The 14,915-nt window shown below is 40.1% G+C and carries 15 protein-coding genes and 2 pseudogenes; 11 read left to right on the top strand and 6 right to left on the bottom strand.

All coding sequences use genetic code 11. From position 1 onward, the window contains the following. Positions 1 to 86, bottom strand: a pseudogene (locus QM450_RS05020) (IS5/IS1182 family transposase); the annotation flags it as partial. A 39-nt stretch (positions 87 to 125) separates the two neighbouring features. Here QM450_RS05020 and QM450_RS05015 point away from each other — a divergent pair. The 3 genes and pseudogenes from QM450_RS05015 to QM450_RS05005 all read left to right on the top strand — a co-directional run. Beyond that, positions 126 to 584: pseudogene (locus tag QM450_RS05015) on the top strand (oxidoreductase); the annotation flags it as partial. 495 nt (positions 585 to 1,079) lie between these two features. Next, positions 1,080 to 1,343, top strand: a complete 264-nt coding sequence (locus QM450_RS05010) for a hypothetical protein (protein ID WP_414319863.1) — start codon at positions 1,080 to 1,082, stop codon at positions 1,341 to 1,343. A gap of 121 nt (positions 1,344 to 1,464) precedes the next feature. After that, positions 1,465 to 2,094, top strand: a complete 630-nt coding sequence (locus tag QM450_RS05005) for an MBL fold metallo-hydrolase (RefSeq protein WP_414319862.1) — start codon at positions 1,465 to 1,467, stop codon at positions 2,092 to 2,094. A 105-nt stretch (positions 2,095 to 2,199) separates the two neighbouring features. On the opposite strand, the gene QM450_RS05000 is transcribed toward QM450_RS05005, so the two are convergent. Further along, entirely contained in the window at positions 2,200 to 2,964 is a 765-nt protein-coding gene (locus tag QM450_RS05000) for a hypothetical protein (protein WP_414319861.1), read from the bottom strand. A gap of 88 nt (positions 2,965 to 3,052) precedes the next feature. Continuing rightward, positions 3,053 to 4,945, bottom strand: coding sequence for an endopeptidase PepO (pepO, locus tag QM450_RS04995; protein WP_414319860.1), 1,893 nt, complete (start codon positions 4,943 to 4,945; stop codon positions 3,053 to 3,055). A gap of 180 nt (positions 4,946 to 5,125) precedes the next feature. On the opposite strand from pepO, the gene QM450_RS04990 reads away from it, so the two are divergent. The 8 genes from QM450_RS04990 (at position 5,126) to QM450_RS04955 (ending at position 10,813) form a co-directional block, all read left to right on the top strand. After that, entirely contained in the window at positions 5,126 to 5,848 is a 723-nt protein-coding gene (locus tag QM450_RS04990; RefSeq protein ID WP_000619162.1) for a metal ABC transporter ATP-binding protein, read from the top strand. Continuing rightward, positions 5,845 to 6,693, top strand: a complete 849-nt coding sequence (locus QM450_RS04985) for a metal ABC transporter permease (protein ID WP_000559790.1) — start codon at positions 5,845 to 5,847, stop codon at positions 6,691 to 6,693. The genes QM450_RS04990 and QM450_RS04985 overlap by 4 nt, the downstream gene beginning before the upstream one ends. Before the next feature lie 31 nt (positions 6,694 to 6,724). Further along, a complete protein-coding gene (gene psaA, locus QM450_RS04980; RefSeq protein WP_045611179.1) occupies positions 6,725 to 7,654 on the top strand; it encodes a metal ABC transporter substrate-binding lipoprotein/adhesin PsaA in 930 nt (309 codons plus the stop codon). A 121-nt stretch (positions 7,655 to 7,775) separates the two neighbouring features. Next, complete coding sequence (gene tpx / locus QM450_RS04975) at positions 7,776 to 8,270, top strand: thiol peroxidase (protein WP_414319859.1); 495 nt, start codon at positions 7,776 to 7,778, stop codon at positions 8,268 to 8,270. Between the two features lie 89 nt (positions 8,271 to 8,359). Beyond that, entirely contained in the window at positions 8,360 to 9,010 is a 651-nt protein-coding gene (locus QM450_RS04970; protein ID WP_414319858.1) for a metal-dependent transcriptional regulator, read from the top strand. Positions 9,011 to 9,128: 118 nt separating this feature from the next. After that, positions 9,129 to 9,839 carry a nicotinamide mononucleotide transporter gene (locus QM450_RS04965; protein WP_414319857.1) on the top strand — a complete coding sequence of 237 codons (711 nt, stop codon included), beginning with the start codon at positions 9,129 to 9,131 and terminating at the stop codon, positions 9,837 to 9,839. Between the two features lie 128 nt (positions 9,840 to 9,967). Then, a complete protein-coding gene (locus tag QM450_RS04960) occupies positions 9,968 to 10,369 on the top strand; it encodes a hypothetical protein (protein WP_414319856.1) in 402 nt (133 codons plus the stop codon). Between the two features lie 30 nt (positions 10,370 to 10,399). Further along, the gene (locus QM450_RS04955) at positions 10,400 to 10,813 is read left to right on the top strand and encodes a hypothetical protein (protein WP_414319855.1); all 414 of its coding nucleotides are present in this window, start codon (positions 10,400 to 10,402) and stop codon (positions 10,811 to 10,813) included. Positions 10,814 to 10,851: 38 nt separating this feature from the next. On the opposite strand, the gene dtd is transcribed toward QM450_RS04955, so the two are convergent. From dtd to QM450_RS04940, 3 genes are all read right to left on the bottom strand, one after another. Then, entirely contained in the window at positions 10,852 to 11,295 is a 444-nt protein-coding gene (gene dtd, locus QM450_RS04950; protein ID WP_049503997.1) for a D-aminoacyl-tRNA deacylase, read from the bottom strand. A gap of 30 nt (positions 11,296 to 11,325) precedes the next feature. After that, positions 11,326 to 13,542: a RelA/SpoT family protein gene (locus QM450_RS04945; RefSeq protein WP_049503998.1), complete on the bottom strand. Its 2,217-nt coding sequence runs from the start codon at positions 13,540 to 13,542 to the stop codon at positions 11,326 to 11,328. Between the two features lie 144 nt (positions 13,543 to 13,686). Next, positions 13,687 to 14,817, bottom strand: a complete 1,131-nt coding sequence (locus QM450_RS04940) for an ABC transporter ATP-binding protein (protein ID WP_248035955.1) — start codon at positions 14,815 to 14,817, stop codon at positions 13,687 to 13,689. Between the last annotated feature and the right edge of the window lie 98 nt (positions 14,818 to 14,915).

Here is a 14,915-nt window from a genome sequence, read left to right as displayed (position 1 = left end):
AACATCTCTTCAAAAGTAGTGCGCTGAACACCAACAAGGCGCTTAAAGCGTGCATCAGTTAATAGTTTACTTGATTCATAATTCATAGTTTTATTGTATCATATTTTTATTTCGCAGGAAGTCTAATTAAAAACTCAGGTGACCATACCAAAAATATCTATGAAAATCTAAAAGTTGGTAGCAAAGTGACAGTTGACAGAGCTTATGGACATATGTTATTAGAACAAGGACAAGATCAGCAAATTTGGATCGCTGGAGGTATTGGAATTACTCCCTTTATCTCGTATATCCGAGAAAATCCTTTTCTGACTAAGAGCGTTCGATTCTACTATAGTTATCGTGGTAAGGAAAATGCAGTCTATCTTAATCTACTTCATGCCTATGCTGAGAGAAATCCCAATTTTGACCTTTGCTTGATAGACAGCACCCAAGATGGCTACTTAAACTTTGAAAACGAGGATATTCCAGATCAAACAAGCATTTATATGTGTGGACCTTTAGTCATGATGGAAGCCATCTCTAAAAGTATTAAAGAAAAACATCCAAAAGCAGAACTCATCTATGAAGGTTTTAAGTTTAAATAAACATCGGTCTCTTCTTTGAAGGGACTTTTTTATTGATTTCTTATTGTGTGATTTAAAGTTAAAGTAGGTGATGTCACAAGAACCTATAATTTCCTATACTCAACACTATGGCTACACACCACTTAATCATTTCTTTCTATACAAAATAAACATCCTATTCTGTTTAATATTCTTAAAAGTTATTGTAATAACTCTTCTCCTGTTAAATTCACTTATTCTTACAATTTATCAATAAAATAAAAAAAAAACGGTTCAGAATTGGTTGATAATTCTGAATCTTTATCATATAATATATTATGAAATTAGATTTTTATTTAGGGCGATAGAAGGAGAGAACAAATCGGAAACCATATTGTAACCCAATCATGATTTAATTTCATCAACTCTATTAAGTCTACAAAGAACAATTAGTAGACATATACTGGTATCTTAACTGGATTTTGTAATAAAGAATCCTTCAGTTCCTTTCTTTTATCATTGATCAGGAGAACATCTATGAAAAAAATCGGTATCTCTATTCTTGCTCTCCTAGTGTTAGGAGTTACTTGCTTGATTCTATTCGGTCAGCAAAGTTATCAAAAAACTGTCGTTCAATACTATGGTAAAGATCAAGCCCTGCCCAACAAGATAAACTATAGCGAATACAGCAATAAGCGTGAAGCCAATTATGGTGGTACTCTTAATATTACTTCTATTAAACATGCTAATGACGGAGTTTATGCAACCTATGAAGGTCAATTAACACCTCTCCAATATTGATAAATTGATAACCAGCCTGCCTTTAACTAGTCATGCTGGTTTTTAATATTTATAAATAAATACTTATTCTCCCTAACTGTGTTATACTAGTAGGAGTAAATGCTTTGAAAGAGGAAATTCTATGAAAATCCATAAAACTGTGAATCCTGTTGCCTATGAAAACACTTATTATCTTGAAGGGGAGCAACACCTGATTGTAGTTGATCCTGGTAGCCATTGGGAGGCCATTCGCAAGACTATCGAAACCATCAACAAACCGGTCTGTGCCATTCTTCTGACCCACACCCACTACGACCACATCTTGAGTCTGGACTTGGTCAGAGATACTTTTGGAAATCCTCCAGTGTATGTAGCGGAAAGCGAAGCATCTTGGCTCTATACTCCTGTTGATAATCTTTCTGGCCTTCCTCGACACGACGATATGGCAGATGTCGTATGTAAACCAGCTGAACACACCTTTGTCTTTCATGAAGAATACCAGATTGATGAGTTCCGCTTTACTGTATTACCAACTCCAGGCCACTCTATCGGAGGAGTTTCATTTGTTTTTCCAGATGGGCAGTTGGTCTTAACGGGTGATGCTCTCTTCCGAGAAACTATTGGACGGACAGATTTGCCAACTGGTAATATGGAACAACTCCTTCATAGTGTCCAAACCCAGCTCTTCACCCTTCCAAACTACGATGTCTATCCAGGACATGGTCCGGCTACGACCATCGCTCACGAAAAGACCTTTAATCCATTTTTCTAAAACATAAAAACCAAGGACAATCATCCTTGGTTTTTGTGTAGCTTCAATTTCTACATCATTACTTGCTCAGAAGAATCAAAGTTGAACTAGAAAAATAATTCAAAACTAATTAGCTGGATTCAATTCTTTCCAATCGATGTTAGCCAAATCAAGCTTTTCAGAAGAGATATCTAAAACTTGCTCTGCTTTCTCATTGCCACCAATTTGAAGAGTCGCTTCTTTAACCTTCTGCACTCCGTTTTTATCGAACGAATATAGAGAAAGGTTCATTTCTGGACGAGTTGACTGCCAGTCTGCATAAGAGACTAGACCATTTTCGTAAATAACAAAGCCTGAGCGAAAAACACCTGCAGAAGGGACATAAGCTGTGTGAAGTAAGTTAGGCTTTTGGTTTTCCAAATAATAAATGGCTGACACAAATTTTTCATCCCCAATAAGCAACTCGTCTTGACCATCCTTATTCAAATCAAGAAGGGCATATTTAAAATCTGGTGCATTTTGATAATCCATTCGAGAGAAAATCAGGCTATATTCTTCTGATACAATCTTGTGTTGTTTATTTTCCTGGTATAAATCTTCTCTATTACCTTGTTTTAAAAGGTCTGTAAAGTGATTATAGCGTTCAATCACTTCTTTATATACATCTTGTCCAGTTTCCTTCTTCTTTTCAACAGTCGATTGTGACGCCTTGGTTGACGAGTCGCTTGTATTTTCAGTCTTTGCTTCTGTTGATGTACTAGTCTTATCGTCTTTAGAAACAGATGATAGTGCAGATGAAGGTTCTATATTGCTATTATTTTTATTGAGACCACAAGATGCCAAAACTGAAATCGAAAGAATAGCTGAGAGCATCATTAAAGATTTCTTCATATTAACCTCGATAGCATTGCATTTTCAGATGGATAAACTTCAAGCATGAGTCATTAACTCCAAGCTGATACTTGGTTAAGAACTCACTTTACCAAATAATCACACGGTCTTCTGGTGAACGCCACATACCGTCGCCTTCTTTGACATCATAGGTTGTAAAGAAATCATCGAAGTTTGGCACTTGCACATTGACACGGAGTTTGGCTGGCGCGTGCACATCCACGCTAGCCAAGAGTTTCATAAATTCTGGACGACCTTTCATGCGCCAGATGCGACCAAAGTTGTAGAAGAATTCTTCTGCTGAGAAGTCTGGTTCTCGCTTAGCTGCTTCTAGCGCTGCAGCGATTCCTCCCAAATCAGCCACGTTTTCTGACACAGTCAATTTACCGTTGATGGTTGCTCCGTAAGATTCTTGACCATCAAATTGGTCGATAACCTTCTGAGTTTTCTCTTTGAAGGCTGCATAGTCGCTCTCAGTCCACCAGTCCTTGAGGCTACCATTTTCATCAAAGGAAGCTCCATTGGTATCAAAGGCGTGAGAGATTTCATGGGCAATAACCGCTCCAATTCCACCGTAGTTGGCAGAAGATGACTGATTCAAGTCATAGAATGGAGCCTGTAGGATAGCGGCTGGGAAGACAATCAAGTTCTTTTGTGGATTGTAGTAGGCGTTGACCATATGAGCAGGCATGCCCCACTCCTTGTAGTCAACTGGCTGATTCCACTTACTCCAGCTGTGTTTGATTTCTACACGCGCAAAGGCTAGAGCATTGTCAAAAAGACTAGCAGTTTCATCCACTACCTTGTCCTTGTAGCGTGCTGGCAATTCTTCTGGATAACCGATATAAGGCTTGATGACATTGAGTTTGACGATGGCCTTGTCACGAGTTTCAGGAGTCAGCCAGTCATTTTTAGCTAAACGTTCCTTATAGACATCAATCATAGTTGCCACTTTTTTCTCCACGTCTGCCTTGGCTTCTGGGGAGAATTTTTCATGGGCATACCAGAGGCCCAAGGCTTGTTTGAATGGACCTTGTGCTAGCTGGTAGGCAGCTTTAACCTTGTCTTTGGCTTCTGGAACTCCAGATAGCGCACGGCTGTAAGCACTTGACAAGACACGGATTTCTTCTGTTAAATAGCTAGTTGAGAGATTGACAACACTCAAAATCAAGGTTGCCTTGAGGAGAGGCCAAGCTTCTTCACTATAGAATTGCTCTGCGGCTTGCCAGAAACGTTCCTCGTCTACGATAACCTTGTCTGGTACTTGTCCAAGAACGACTTGGAAAAAGTCATCCAAAGGTAGGGCAGGCGCGAATTTCTTGAAATCTTCGTAAGCATATGGATGGTAGAGTTTAGCATATTCTGAACTTTCTTCATTAGAGAGCACCACTGCTGCAACTCGACGGTCCAATTCTAGTCTTTTCTCTAGCAAGTCTTCAATTTCTTCATCAGAGAAATCATAAGCCTTGAGGAGATTTGCGCTGGTTTCTTTCCAAAGAGTCAAGAGTTCTTCGCGTTGAGGATGGTCTTCTGCATAGTAGGTCGTATCTGGCAAAATCGTGCTTGGAGCGCTAGCCCACAAAACGTTGATTCTGGCATCCATAAAGTCTGGCGATACACCAAAAGGAAGGAAGTTAGGTTTGCCAGCAAGTTCAAACTCTGCTAGTTTAGCTGTAAAATCTGCAAAAGTCTCCAATTCTTGGAATTCTTTAAGGAGAGGCAAAACAGGTGTGATACCGTCAGCTTCTCTCTTGTCAAAATCACGAACTAGGCGGTGGTATTTGACAAAGTTTGCCAAAATACCATCCTCAGGCACCTCTTCTCCTGCCAACCACTTGTCTGTTGTCGCCAGCATCAGGTCTTCAATTTCCTGATCTAAATCAACAAAACCTCCAGTTTGAGACTTATCTGCTGGGATTTCAGCTGTTTTCTGCCATTCTCCATTGATTGCATCATAAAAATCATCTTGATAACGTGTCATCTTGTTCTCGCTTTCATTTGTACTTGCTTTTAGCTTAACAAAAATTACCTGGGAATGCAATTAAAATACAAGATTAAAGAAACTTAAATATTTTACTGTTAATATTTTAATTTTTTGAAAAATTAACTTGACTTAATTTTTTTTTTAAGGTATATTAAGAGTCAGGAGGAATATAAGTTTATGATACGTATCGAAAACCTCAGTGTCTCCTATAAAGAAACGTTGGCACTTAAGGATATTTCACTAGTGCTCCAAGGACCAACAATTACCGGAATCATTGGTCCAAACGGTGCTGGAAAATCAACATTATTAAAAGGTATGCTGGGAATTATCCCACATCAAGGTCAGGCATTTCTCGATGACAAGGAAGTTAAAAAATCCTTACACCGAATTGCCTATGTCGAACAAAAAATCAATATCGACTACAACTTTCCCATCAAGGTCAAGGAATGTGTCTCGCTAGGACTATTTCCCTCTATTCCTCTCTTTCGCAGTTTAAATGCTAAACATTGGAAAAAAGTAGAGGAAGCCCTTGAAATCGTCGGCCTAGCTGACTACGCTGAACGTCAAATCAGTCAACTGTCTGGAGGTCAATTCCAGCGGGTCTTGATTGCCAGATGTTTGGTGCAGGAAGCCGATTATATCCTCTTGGATGAACCCTTTGTTGGGATTGACTCTGTCAGTGAGGAAATCATCATGAATACGCTGAGAGATTTGAAAAAAGCTGGTAAGACGGTTCTCATCGTTCACCACGACCTCAGCAAGGTTTCCCACTACTTCGATCAAGTCTTACTTGTCAATCGAGAAGTGATTGCCTTTGGTCCAACCAAAGAAACCTTTACCGAAGCCAATCTCAAAGAAGCTTACGGTAATCGACTCTTTTTCAATGGAGGTGACCTATGATTGCAGAATTTATCGATGGATTGCAAAAATTCCATTTCCTACAAAATGCCTTGATAACAGCTATTGTCGTCGGGGTCGTAGCTGGAGCTGTGGGATGTTTCATCATTCTACGTGGGATGTCACTCATGGGAGATGCTATTTCACATGCTGTCTTACCAGGTGTAGCCCTCTCCTTCATCTTAGGCGTTGACTTCTTTATCGGAGCCATTGTCTTTGGATTGCTAGCTGCTATCATCATTACCTACATCAAGGGGAACTCGATTATCAAAAGCGATACCGCCATCGGCATTACCTTTTCTTCTTTCTTAGCCCTCGGTATCATCTTGATTAGTGTCGCTAAAAGTTCAACTGACCTCTTCCATATCCTTTTTGGTAATATCCTAGCCGTCCAAGATACGGATATGTTTATTACTATGGGTGTGGGGGCAGCCATTCTTTTGTTAATCTGGATTTTCTTCAAGCAACTCTTGATAACTTCCTTTGATGAACTCTTGGCCAAAGCCATGGGAATGCCTGTCAATTTCTATCACTACCTTCTCATGGTACTCTTGACTCTCGTGTCTGTGACAGCCATGCAAAGTGTCGGAACTATCCTGATTGTAGCCATGCTGATTACCCCAGCTGCAACTGCTTATCTTTATGCGAATAGCCTGAAAAGCATGATTTTCCTTTCCTCAACCTTTGGAGCGACTGCTTCAGTTTTAGGACTCTTTATCGGTTATAGCTTTAACGTTGCGGCAGGTTCTAGTATCGTGCTTACAGCTGCTAGTTTCTTTCTCATTAGCTTCTTTATCGCTCCAAAACAACGATATTTGAAACTGAAAAATAAACATTTGTTAAAATAAGGGGAAACGCCCCAATAAATTGGAGGATCTAATGAAAAAATTAGGTACATTACTCGTTCTTTTTCTTTCCGTCATTGCTCTGGTAGCATGTACTAGTGGAAAAAAAGATGCAGCTTCTGGTCAAAAACTAAAAGTTGTTGCTACAAACTCAATCATCGCTGATATTACTAAAAATATTGCTGGTGACAAGATTGATCTTCACAGTATCGTTCCTGTTGGCCAAGACCCGCACGAATACGAACCACTTCCTGAAGACGTTAAGAAAACTTCTCAAGCTGATTTGATTTTCTATAACGGTATCAACCTTGAAACAGGTGGCAATGCTTGGTTTACAAAATTGGTAGAAAATGCTAAGAAAACTGAAAACAAAGACTACTTTGCAGTCAGCGAAGGCGTTGATGTTATCTACCTTGAAGGTCAAAACGAAAAAGGCAAAGAAGACCCACACGCTTGGCTTAACCTTGAAAACGGTATGATCTTTGCTAAAAATATCGCAAAACAATTGAGCGCTAAAGACCCTAGCAACAAGGAATTCTACGAAAAAAATCTCAAAGAATATACTGATAAGCTAGACAAACTTGACAAGGAAGCTAAGGAGAAATTTAACAACATCCCTGCTGAGAAAAAACTCATTGTAACCAGCGAAGGATGCTTCAAATACTTCTCTAAAGCCTACGGTGTCCCAAGTGCCTATATCTGGGAAATCAATACTGAAGAAGAAGGAACTCCTGACCAAATCAAGACCTTGGTTGAAAAACTTCGCCAAACAAAAACTCCATCACTCTTTGTAGAATCAAGTGTGGATGACCGTCCAATGAAGACTGTTTCACAAGACACAAACATCCCAATCTACGCACAAATCTTTACTGATTCTATCGCAGAACAAGGTAAAGAAGGCGACAGCTACTACAACATGATGAAATACAACCTTGATAAGATTGCTGAAGGATTAGCTAAATAATACTCTGAAAAACGTCATTCTCACATGAGCTGGCGTTTTTTCTATGCCCATATTTCCGGTCAAATCATTGGAAAATTCTGACTGTTTCAGATAAAATGGAAGAAAAAAGATTGGAGTATCTATGGTAACTTTCCTCGGAAATCCTGTTAGCTTTACAGGTAAACAACTACAAGTCGGCGACAAGGCACTTGATTTTTCTCTCACTACAACAGACCTTTCTAAAAAATCTCTAGCTGATTTTGACGGTAAGAAAAAAGTCTTGAGTGTCGTGCCTTCTATCGATACAGGTATCTGCTCAACTCAAACGCGTCGTTTTAACCAAGAACTGGCTGGACTGGACAACACAGTCGTCTTGACTGTTTCTATGGACCTACCTTTTGCTCAAAAGCGTTGGTGTGGTGCTGAAGGTATTGAAAATGCCATCATGCTCTCAGACTATTTCGACCATTCCTTTGGAAGTGATTATGCCCTCTTAATCAATGAATGGCACCTATTGGCACGCGCAGTCTTTGTCCTCGATACCGACAATACTATTCGCTACGTTGAATACGTGGACAATATCAATTCTGAACCAAACTTCGAAGCCGCAATTGCAGCAGCAAAGTCGCTTAACTAAAAGAAAGCCCACCTGTAATAAGACAGAAAGCTAGAGAAATCTAGCTTTTTTTGGTATACTAGATGGAGATTATAAACAAGGAAATGCGAATGACACCTAATAAAGAAGACTACTTAAAATGTATTTATGAGATTGGCATGGAAGTTCCTAAGATTACCAATAAAGAAATCGCTGCTCGGATGCAGGTATCACCTCCTGCGGTAACTGAGATGATCAAGCGCATGCAATCCGAAAATCTTATCCTAAAAGATCAGAAAAAGGGCTACTTACTAACGGATATTGGTTTAAAACTTGTATCTGATCTTTATCGTAAACACAGACTCATTGAGGTTTTTCTGGTTCACCATCTGGATTATACCAGTAATCAGATTCATGACGAAGCTGAGGTACTAGAACATACGGTTTCAGACTTTTTTGTCGAGAGATTAGACAAAATGTTAGGCTTTCCAAAAACCTGTCCCCATGGAGGAACCATTCCTGCCAAGGGAGAGCTTTTAGTTGAGAGCAATAACCTTCCTCTCTCGGATATCAAAGAAGCAGGAACCTATCTACTAACTCGGGTTCACGATAGTTTTGAACTTCTCCAATATTTGGAAAAACACAGCATCCATATTGGAGACCAACTCCAAGTCAAGCAGTTTGATGGCTTCTCTAATACCTTCACTCTGATTCACAAGAATGAAGAACTCCAAGTCAGCCTAGAAATCGCCAAACAGCTCTATGTTGAAAAACTGAACTAATTTCTCAAGTCCCCTACCAACCCTGAAAGCTTGATTTTCAGGGTTTTATTTCTAGCATTTGATGTTACTCTCATTTTGTTGTAGAATGTTTGTAAAAAAAAGAAAGATATTTTAACCTATGAAAAAATCACTAAAAATTTTTGCGACATCCAAATGGTTTGACCTCTTTGGAGTTGCTCTGGTCGTTGGAATTGCGATCGCATCTGGTTACCTCAACTCCCGTCTCGATAAATTCGTAGACTGGGGCCCATGGACTGCCCTTGTGCCCTTTGGATTGATTTCCGTAACCAACGTTGGGATTTCCATGTTGTCCACTCGTTTCACGGGGAAATTAAGCAAATGGGGAAATTACTTTGGCATAGTCAATACGATTTTGTCTGGTACCATTGACTATATCCTTGGAAATAAGGCGGCCATTATCACCTATCCTATCACCTTCCTCATTTATACTTTTGCTATTAAGAAATGGGAAGCTTCGCAAGAAGGCAGACCCAACCAAATGAGCCAAAAACAGATAAAATTAGCTGCCATCATCATTTCAATCATCGCCTTCCTCTTTGCATTTATGACCAACTATATCGGATATGGAGGAAAGATGAATCTCCTTGCCTACGTAACAACTATTTCCTTTGCACTCTCCCTCATTGCCAATGCTTTGAATGCATTGAAACTGACAACTCAGTGGGGATTTTGGTTGATTTACAATTTCGTTCAGCTGACAAAGGCTGGCATTCAAGGAAACTTTGCCAATATCGGAAAATACATCTTTTATATCCTCAATGCAATCGGAGCTTTATTTGTATGGAATGATGAAGAAGTGGAAAAATAGAAGAAAACTCAAATAAAGAAAGCAAGCCGACTTAATAGAATCTCCTTACTAAAATTTTTTATTATTTTACTTGTAACTCCCATTCTTTTGGAGTAGAATGAAGCTAGATAAAAGAGGGAGGTCATCTTATGAAAAATCTCTTTAGAATCCATTTTACAGCCATCGTAGTCAGCGATTTGCTACTATTGGTAACTTTCAGACCCCGATACGAACTTTCTTTGGAGAGAGGCCTGATTTTTTGCTTCATTTTCATCCTTGCTCAAGGACTACTGCTATTTCGCTTGGTCAATCGACTCAAAAAACATTTCTCTGAGATTTATCCTCAGATGAACAAAAAAATTCGCCTTTACTACTTAGAGATTCTCTCCGCTGACCTACTATTATTTGTCTTTTTAGCCATCACTGGCCCTCAACATTTTTACTCTCTTACTCCAGTCTTTACTTCCTGTCATTCTACTTTTTATTATATAACGGCTAGCCACCTAAGAGAAAACTATCCAGACTTTTATGACAAACATATCTCTTTGTGAGAGTGTCTCTAAGGAAAAAAAGGTTTTATCATGAAAAAAATCATCTACATCAAAACCATTCAACTCCTCATCATCGATGGAATCATGCTGGCATTTTTGACATTTAAAGAGGGGCTCACTTGGGATTGGATTTTGATTTACAGTGGTTGGCTTATCTTCTTTCACCCTGTGCTGTTTACCTATCTTTCCAACCAACTTTGTGACCACTTTAGTCAACTCTATTCCCAGATTAGACCGAGATTCTGGCGTTTTGCCTTACAAATCCTCCTCTGGGATAACCTGATAATTCTCTCCCTGCTGTTTTTAAGTGGTATCCCACTTTTCCTTCAGGGAAGTCTCCTCATCCTAGGATATCTCATCCCTTCCTATCGCACCTGCCAAAGCCTGAAAAGAGACTTCCCCCAAGCCTATCAAGAACCCATTTCATTTTGGAATATTTTGTGATAGATGAGAAAAACCAAGCTGACTGGGCTTGGTTTTTCTTATCTATTTTTGGTGTCAAGGATGATGGTTACTGGGCCATCATTGACCAGTTCCACCTGCATATCTGCTCCAAAGACTCCTGTCTCAACAGGAACTTCCTTGGCTAGTTCTTGGTTAAATTCTTGATAGAAAGCTTCCGCCATATCCGGTTTAGCAGCGCCTGTAAAGGCTGGACGATTTCCCTTTTTGGTATCTGCAAACAAAGTAAACTGAGAGATGGAGAGGATTTGGCCTTGGATATCCTTAACCGATAAGTTCATCTTGCCTTCAGCATCTGAGAAAATTCGCATATTGACAAGCTTTCTGACTGCATAATCCAAATCTTCTTTTTGATCCTCAGGTCCAACACCTACTAAGAGTAAGAGCCCCTGCTGGATTTTCCCATATACTTGACCCTCAATAGAAACTTGAGCTTTCTTGACACGCTGAACGATAATTCTCATAGCAATCCTTTCTTATTATATCAAGCCAACTTAACCATTGGTACGTTTAACCGAGTAGACTTCTGGTACACTCTTAATCTTATCAACCACGGTGGTCAGCATCGAAAGGTTTGAAATTCCAAAAGAAACATGAATATTGGCAAATTTCATATCCTTGGTTGGTTGGGCATTAACTGTTGAGATATTTTTAGTTGTATTTGATAAGACTTGCAAGATATCATTCAATAGACCAGAACGGTTGAGTCCATAGATGTCAATATGAGCCATATATTCCTTACTTGAGAATTGGTCTTCCCATTCAACATCGAGTAGACGTTGTTCGTAGTTTTCCTGTGAACGAAGGTTCATACAGTCTACACGGTGGATGGCAACACCGCGTCCTTTGGTAATATAGCCGACGATATCATCACCTGGAACAGGGTTACAACATTTAGCAATCCGGATCAAGAGCCCAGAAGCACCTTGGATGACTACTCCACCCTCATGCTTAACCTTAAGCGTGTCCTTGTTCTCCACCTTGACTTCGCCACCCTTGACCAGTTCTTCTGCTTCTGCCTTAGCTTTGGCCCGCTCTTCTTCACGACGTTCCTTCTCAGTCAAACGGTTAAAGACAGTGATGGCTCCGATTTCTCCAAAACCAATCGCCGCAAATAGCGCTTCTTCTGTCTTGTAGCTGGTTTTTTGAAGGACTTCATCCATGTGGCGTTTGTCCATAAATTTATTGGCCACATAGCCGTTTTCTTGGAGCTGACTAATCAGCAATTCACGGCCTTTATTGATGGACAATTCTTTGTCTTGGTTTTTAAAGAACTGACGAATTTTGTTACGAGCCTTGCTGGTCTTGACCATATTAAGCCAGTCACGGCTTGGTCCAAATGAATTTGGATTGGTGATGATTTCAACCTGATCACCCGTTTTAAGCTTAGTCGTCAAAGGAACCATACGACCATTAACCTTGGCTCCAGTCGCTTTTTCCCCAATCTTTGTATGAATTTCATAGGCAAAGTCAATCGGTCCAGAATCCTTTGGAAGTGAACGAACCGCCCCATCTGGAGTAAAGACATAAATCTCCTCAGCCAGATAGTTTTCTTTGACAGTATCTACAAACTCCTTGGCATCATCTGCTTGATCTTGGAGTTCCATCATCTCCTTGATCCAGTTCATTCCAATAGCAGATTCCTTACTATTAACCTGACCCTTGATTCCTTTTTTGTAGGCCCAGTGAGCCGCAACCCCGTACTCAGCAACCTCGTGCATCTCCTTAGTACGAATCTGGAACTCAATCGGCCCTTTTGGTCCATAAACAGTCGTATGGATAGACTGGTAACCATTGGCCTTACGATTGGCAATATAGTCCTTGAAACGTCCCGGCATCGGTTTCCACAGCTCATGAACGTAGCCCAACATGGCATAAACATCACTCTGAGTGTCTAAAATACAACGAATGGCAATCAGGTCATAGATTTCCTCAAAGCGTTTTTTCTTGTCCTGCATCTTACGATAGATAGAGTAGATATGCTTTGGACGGCCATAGATTTTCCCTGTAAGGTGGCGCTCAGATGAGTATTCCTCGAGTTTCGTCACAACTTCATCGACCAAGGCTTCACGCTCTTGACGTTTTTCCTTCATCATGTGACTAATCTTGTAAAATTCAGTTGGATTGAGATAGCGGAAAGAGAGATCTTCCAGTTCCCACTTCACACTTGAAATCCCCAAACGATGAGCAAGCGGTGCATAGATTTCCATTGTTTCTCTGGAAATACGCTCCTGCTTGTCCTTACGAAGATGCTTGAGGGTGCGCATATTGTGCAGACGGTCAGAAAGTTTGACCAAGATAACACGGATATCCTCTGACATAGCCATGAGCATCTTACGATGATTTTCAGCCAGCTGCTCCTCGATAGACTTATACTCAACCTTACCAAGCTTGGTAACACCATCTACAATCACTCGAACATCATGGCCAAACTCACGCTCTAAGTCATCCAAGGTAGCTTCTGTGTCTTCTACCACGTCATGCAAAAAACCACAGGCAACAGTGACAGCATCTAGCTTGAGTTTAGCCAAAATACCTGCTACCTGAATAGGGTGGATAATGTAAGGCTCGCCTGATTTACGATACTGGCCACTATGGCATTCTACAGCGTAAACCAAGGCCTTGTGTACAAAAGCCACATCTTCTTTCGATAAATATTTTTGCGTTAAAGCGACGACTTCATCGCCTGAATAAATTACTTCTTTCGGCATGCATACTCTCCAATTCTTCCTACCATTTTAACACTTTTTTGAGGATATGAAAACTAGTAAAGCCCATTCTGTAAGAGTTTGCTAAACTTGATAAAAAAACACTACTAGAAAAACTCTAGTAGTGCTCATTGATTAAAATCTATCTTAGTAAACTGTTCTTTCAGTTTCTACGTCGAAGAAGTGTGCTTTGTTCAAGTCAAATCCAAGTTCAACTGTTGCACCTGCTTGCAAGTAGTCACGAGCGTCAACTTTTGCAACGAACTCATCTTTACCAACTTGGCAGTATAGGTGAGATTCAGAACCAAGCAATTCTGATACAGAGATAGTTGCTTTGACAACTGATTCTGGGAATGTTTCAAGGAAAGCAGGTTCAGCATTTACGTCTTCTGGACGGATACCGAAGATCAATTCTTTACCTTCGTAACCTTTTTCACGAAGAACTTTCAAAGCACCTTCTGGAACTTTCAAAGTAAATCCGTCAGCAACAATGCGGTCACCGTTCAATTTAACGTTGATGAAGTTCATAGCTGGGCTTCCGATGAATCCTGCTACGAATTTGTTAACTGGGTTTTTGTAAACTTCTTGAGGAGTACCGATTTGTTCAACACGTCCGATAGTACCTGTACCAGCAGGGTTTTTAGTTGCTGACATGATAACGATACGATCTGCAAGTGTCATCGCTTCTGTTTGGTCGTGAGTTACGTAGATAGTTGTAGCTCCGATACGACGGTGGATTTTAGCGATTTCAGCACGCATTGATACACGAAGTTTTGCATCCAAGTTTGACAAAGGTTCGTCCATCAAGAATACTTTTGCATCACGGACAATCGCACGCCCCATGGCAACACGTTGTCGTTGACCACCTGAAAGGTCAGCTGGTTTACGTTCCAAGAACTCTTTCAATCCAAGGATTTCAGCTGCTTCTTGTACACGTTTGTCAATGTCTTCCTTGCTGTATTTACGCAATTTCAAACCGAAAGCCATGTTATCGTATACAGTCATGTGTGGGTAAAGAGCGTAGTTTTGGAAAACCATGGCGATGTCACGATCTTTTGGAGCTACGTCGTTGACAACCACGCCATCGATAGATGCAGTACCTTCTGTGATGTCTTCAAGACCAGCAATCATACGGAGAGTAGTTGATTTACCACATCCTGAAGGTCCTACGAAAACGATAAACTCTTTATCTTTGATGTTCAAGTTGAAGTCTTCAACTGAATAGTGTTCGCTATTTGGATATTTTTTGTAAATATTTTTAAGATTTAATTCTACCATTGTGGAGAACTCCTTTTGTCATTTGATAGTTTTATTATAGATGAAAACGCTTTACATTTCTATGGCAAGGTGACCAAAAAACAAAAAAAGTTCTGTGC

The organism is Streptococcus infantis (assembly GCF_047464615.1).
GTDB lineage: Bacteria > Bacillota > Bacilli > Lactobacillales > Streptococcaceae > Streptococcus > Streptococcus infantis_Y.
Note: the sequence above shows the minus strand (reverse complement) of the source record. Positions and strands in the feature narration are given on the sequence as shown.

Bases quoted from the DNA above. Each gene is read 5' to 3' on its own strand.
- psaA (WP_045611179.1), top strand. From the start codon at position 6,725: ATGAAAAAATTAGGTACATTACTCGTTCTTTTTCTTTCCGTCATTGCT.
- QM450_RS04955 (WP_414319855.1), top strand. From the start codon at position 10,400: ATGAAAAAAATCATCTACATCAAAACCATTCAACTCCTCATCATCGAT.
- QM450_RS05005 (WP_414319862.1), top strand. From the start codon at position 1,465: ATGAAAATCCATAAAACTGTGAATCCTGTTGCCTATGAAAACACTTAT.
- tpx (WP_414319859.1), top strand. From the start codon at position 7,776: ATGGTAACTTTCCTCGGAAATCCTGTTAGCTTTACAGGTAAACAACTA.
- QM450_RS04990 (WP_000619162.1), top strand. From the start codon at position 5,126: ATGATACGTATCGAAAACCTCAGTGTCTCCTATAAAGAAACGTTGGCA.
- QM450_RS04985 (WP_000559790.1), top strand. From the start codon at position 5,845: ATGATTGCAGAATTTATCGATGGATTGCAAAAATTCCATTTCCTACAA.
- dtd (WP_049503997.1), bottom strand. From the start codon at position 11,295: ATGAGAATTATCGTTCAGCGTGTCAAGAAAGCTCAAGTTTCTATTGAG.
- pepO (WP_414319860.1), bottom strand. From the start codon at position 4,945: ATGACACGTTATCAAGATGATTTTTATGATGCAATCAATGGAGAATGG.
- QM450_RS04940 (WP_248035955.1), bottom strand. From the start codon at position 14,817: ATGGTAGAATTAAATCTTAAAAATATTTACAAAAAATATCCAAATAGC.
- QM450_RS04970 (WP_414319858.1), top strand. From the start codon at position 8,360: ATGACACCTAATAAAGAAGACTACTTAAAATGTATTTATGAGATTGGC.
- QM450_RS04965 (WP_414319857.1), top strand. From the start codon at position 9,129: ATGAAAAAATCACTAAAAATTTTTGCGACATCCAAATGGTTTGACCTC.
- QM450_RS05010 (WP_414319863.1), top strand. From the start codon at position 1,080: ATGAAAAAAATCGGTATCTCTATTCTTGCTCTCCTAGTGTTAGGAGTT.
- QM450_RS04945 (WP_049503998.1), bottom strand. From the start codon at position 13,542: ATGCCGAAAGAAGTAATTTATTCAGGCGATGAAGTCGTCGCTTTAACG.
- QM450_RS05000 (WP_414319861.1), bottom strand. From the start codon at position 2,964: ATGAAGAAATCTTTAATGATGCTCTCAGCTATTCTTTCGATTTCAGTT.
- QM450_RS04960 (WP_414319856.1), top strand. From the start codon at position 9,968: ATGAAAAATCTCTTTAGAATCCATTTTACAGCCATCGTAGTCAGCGAT.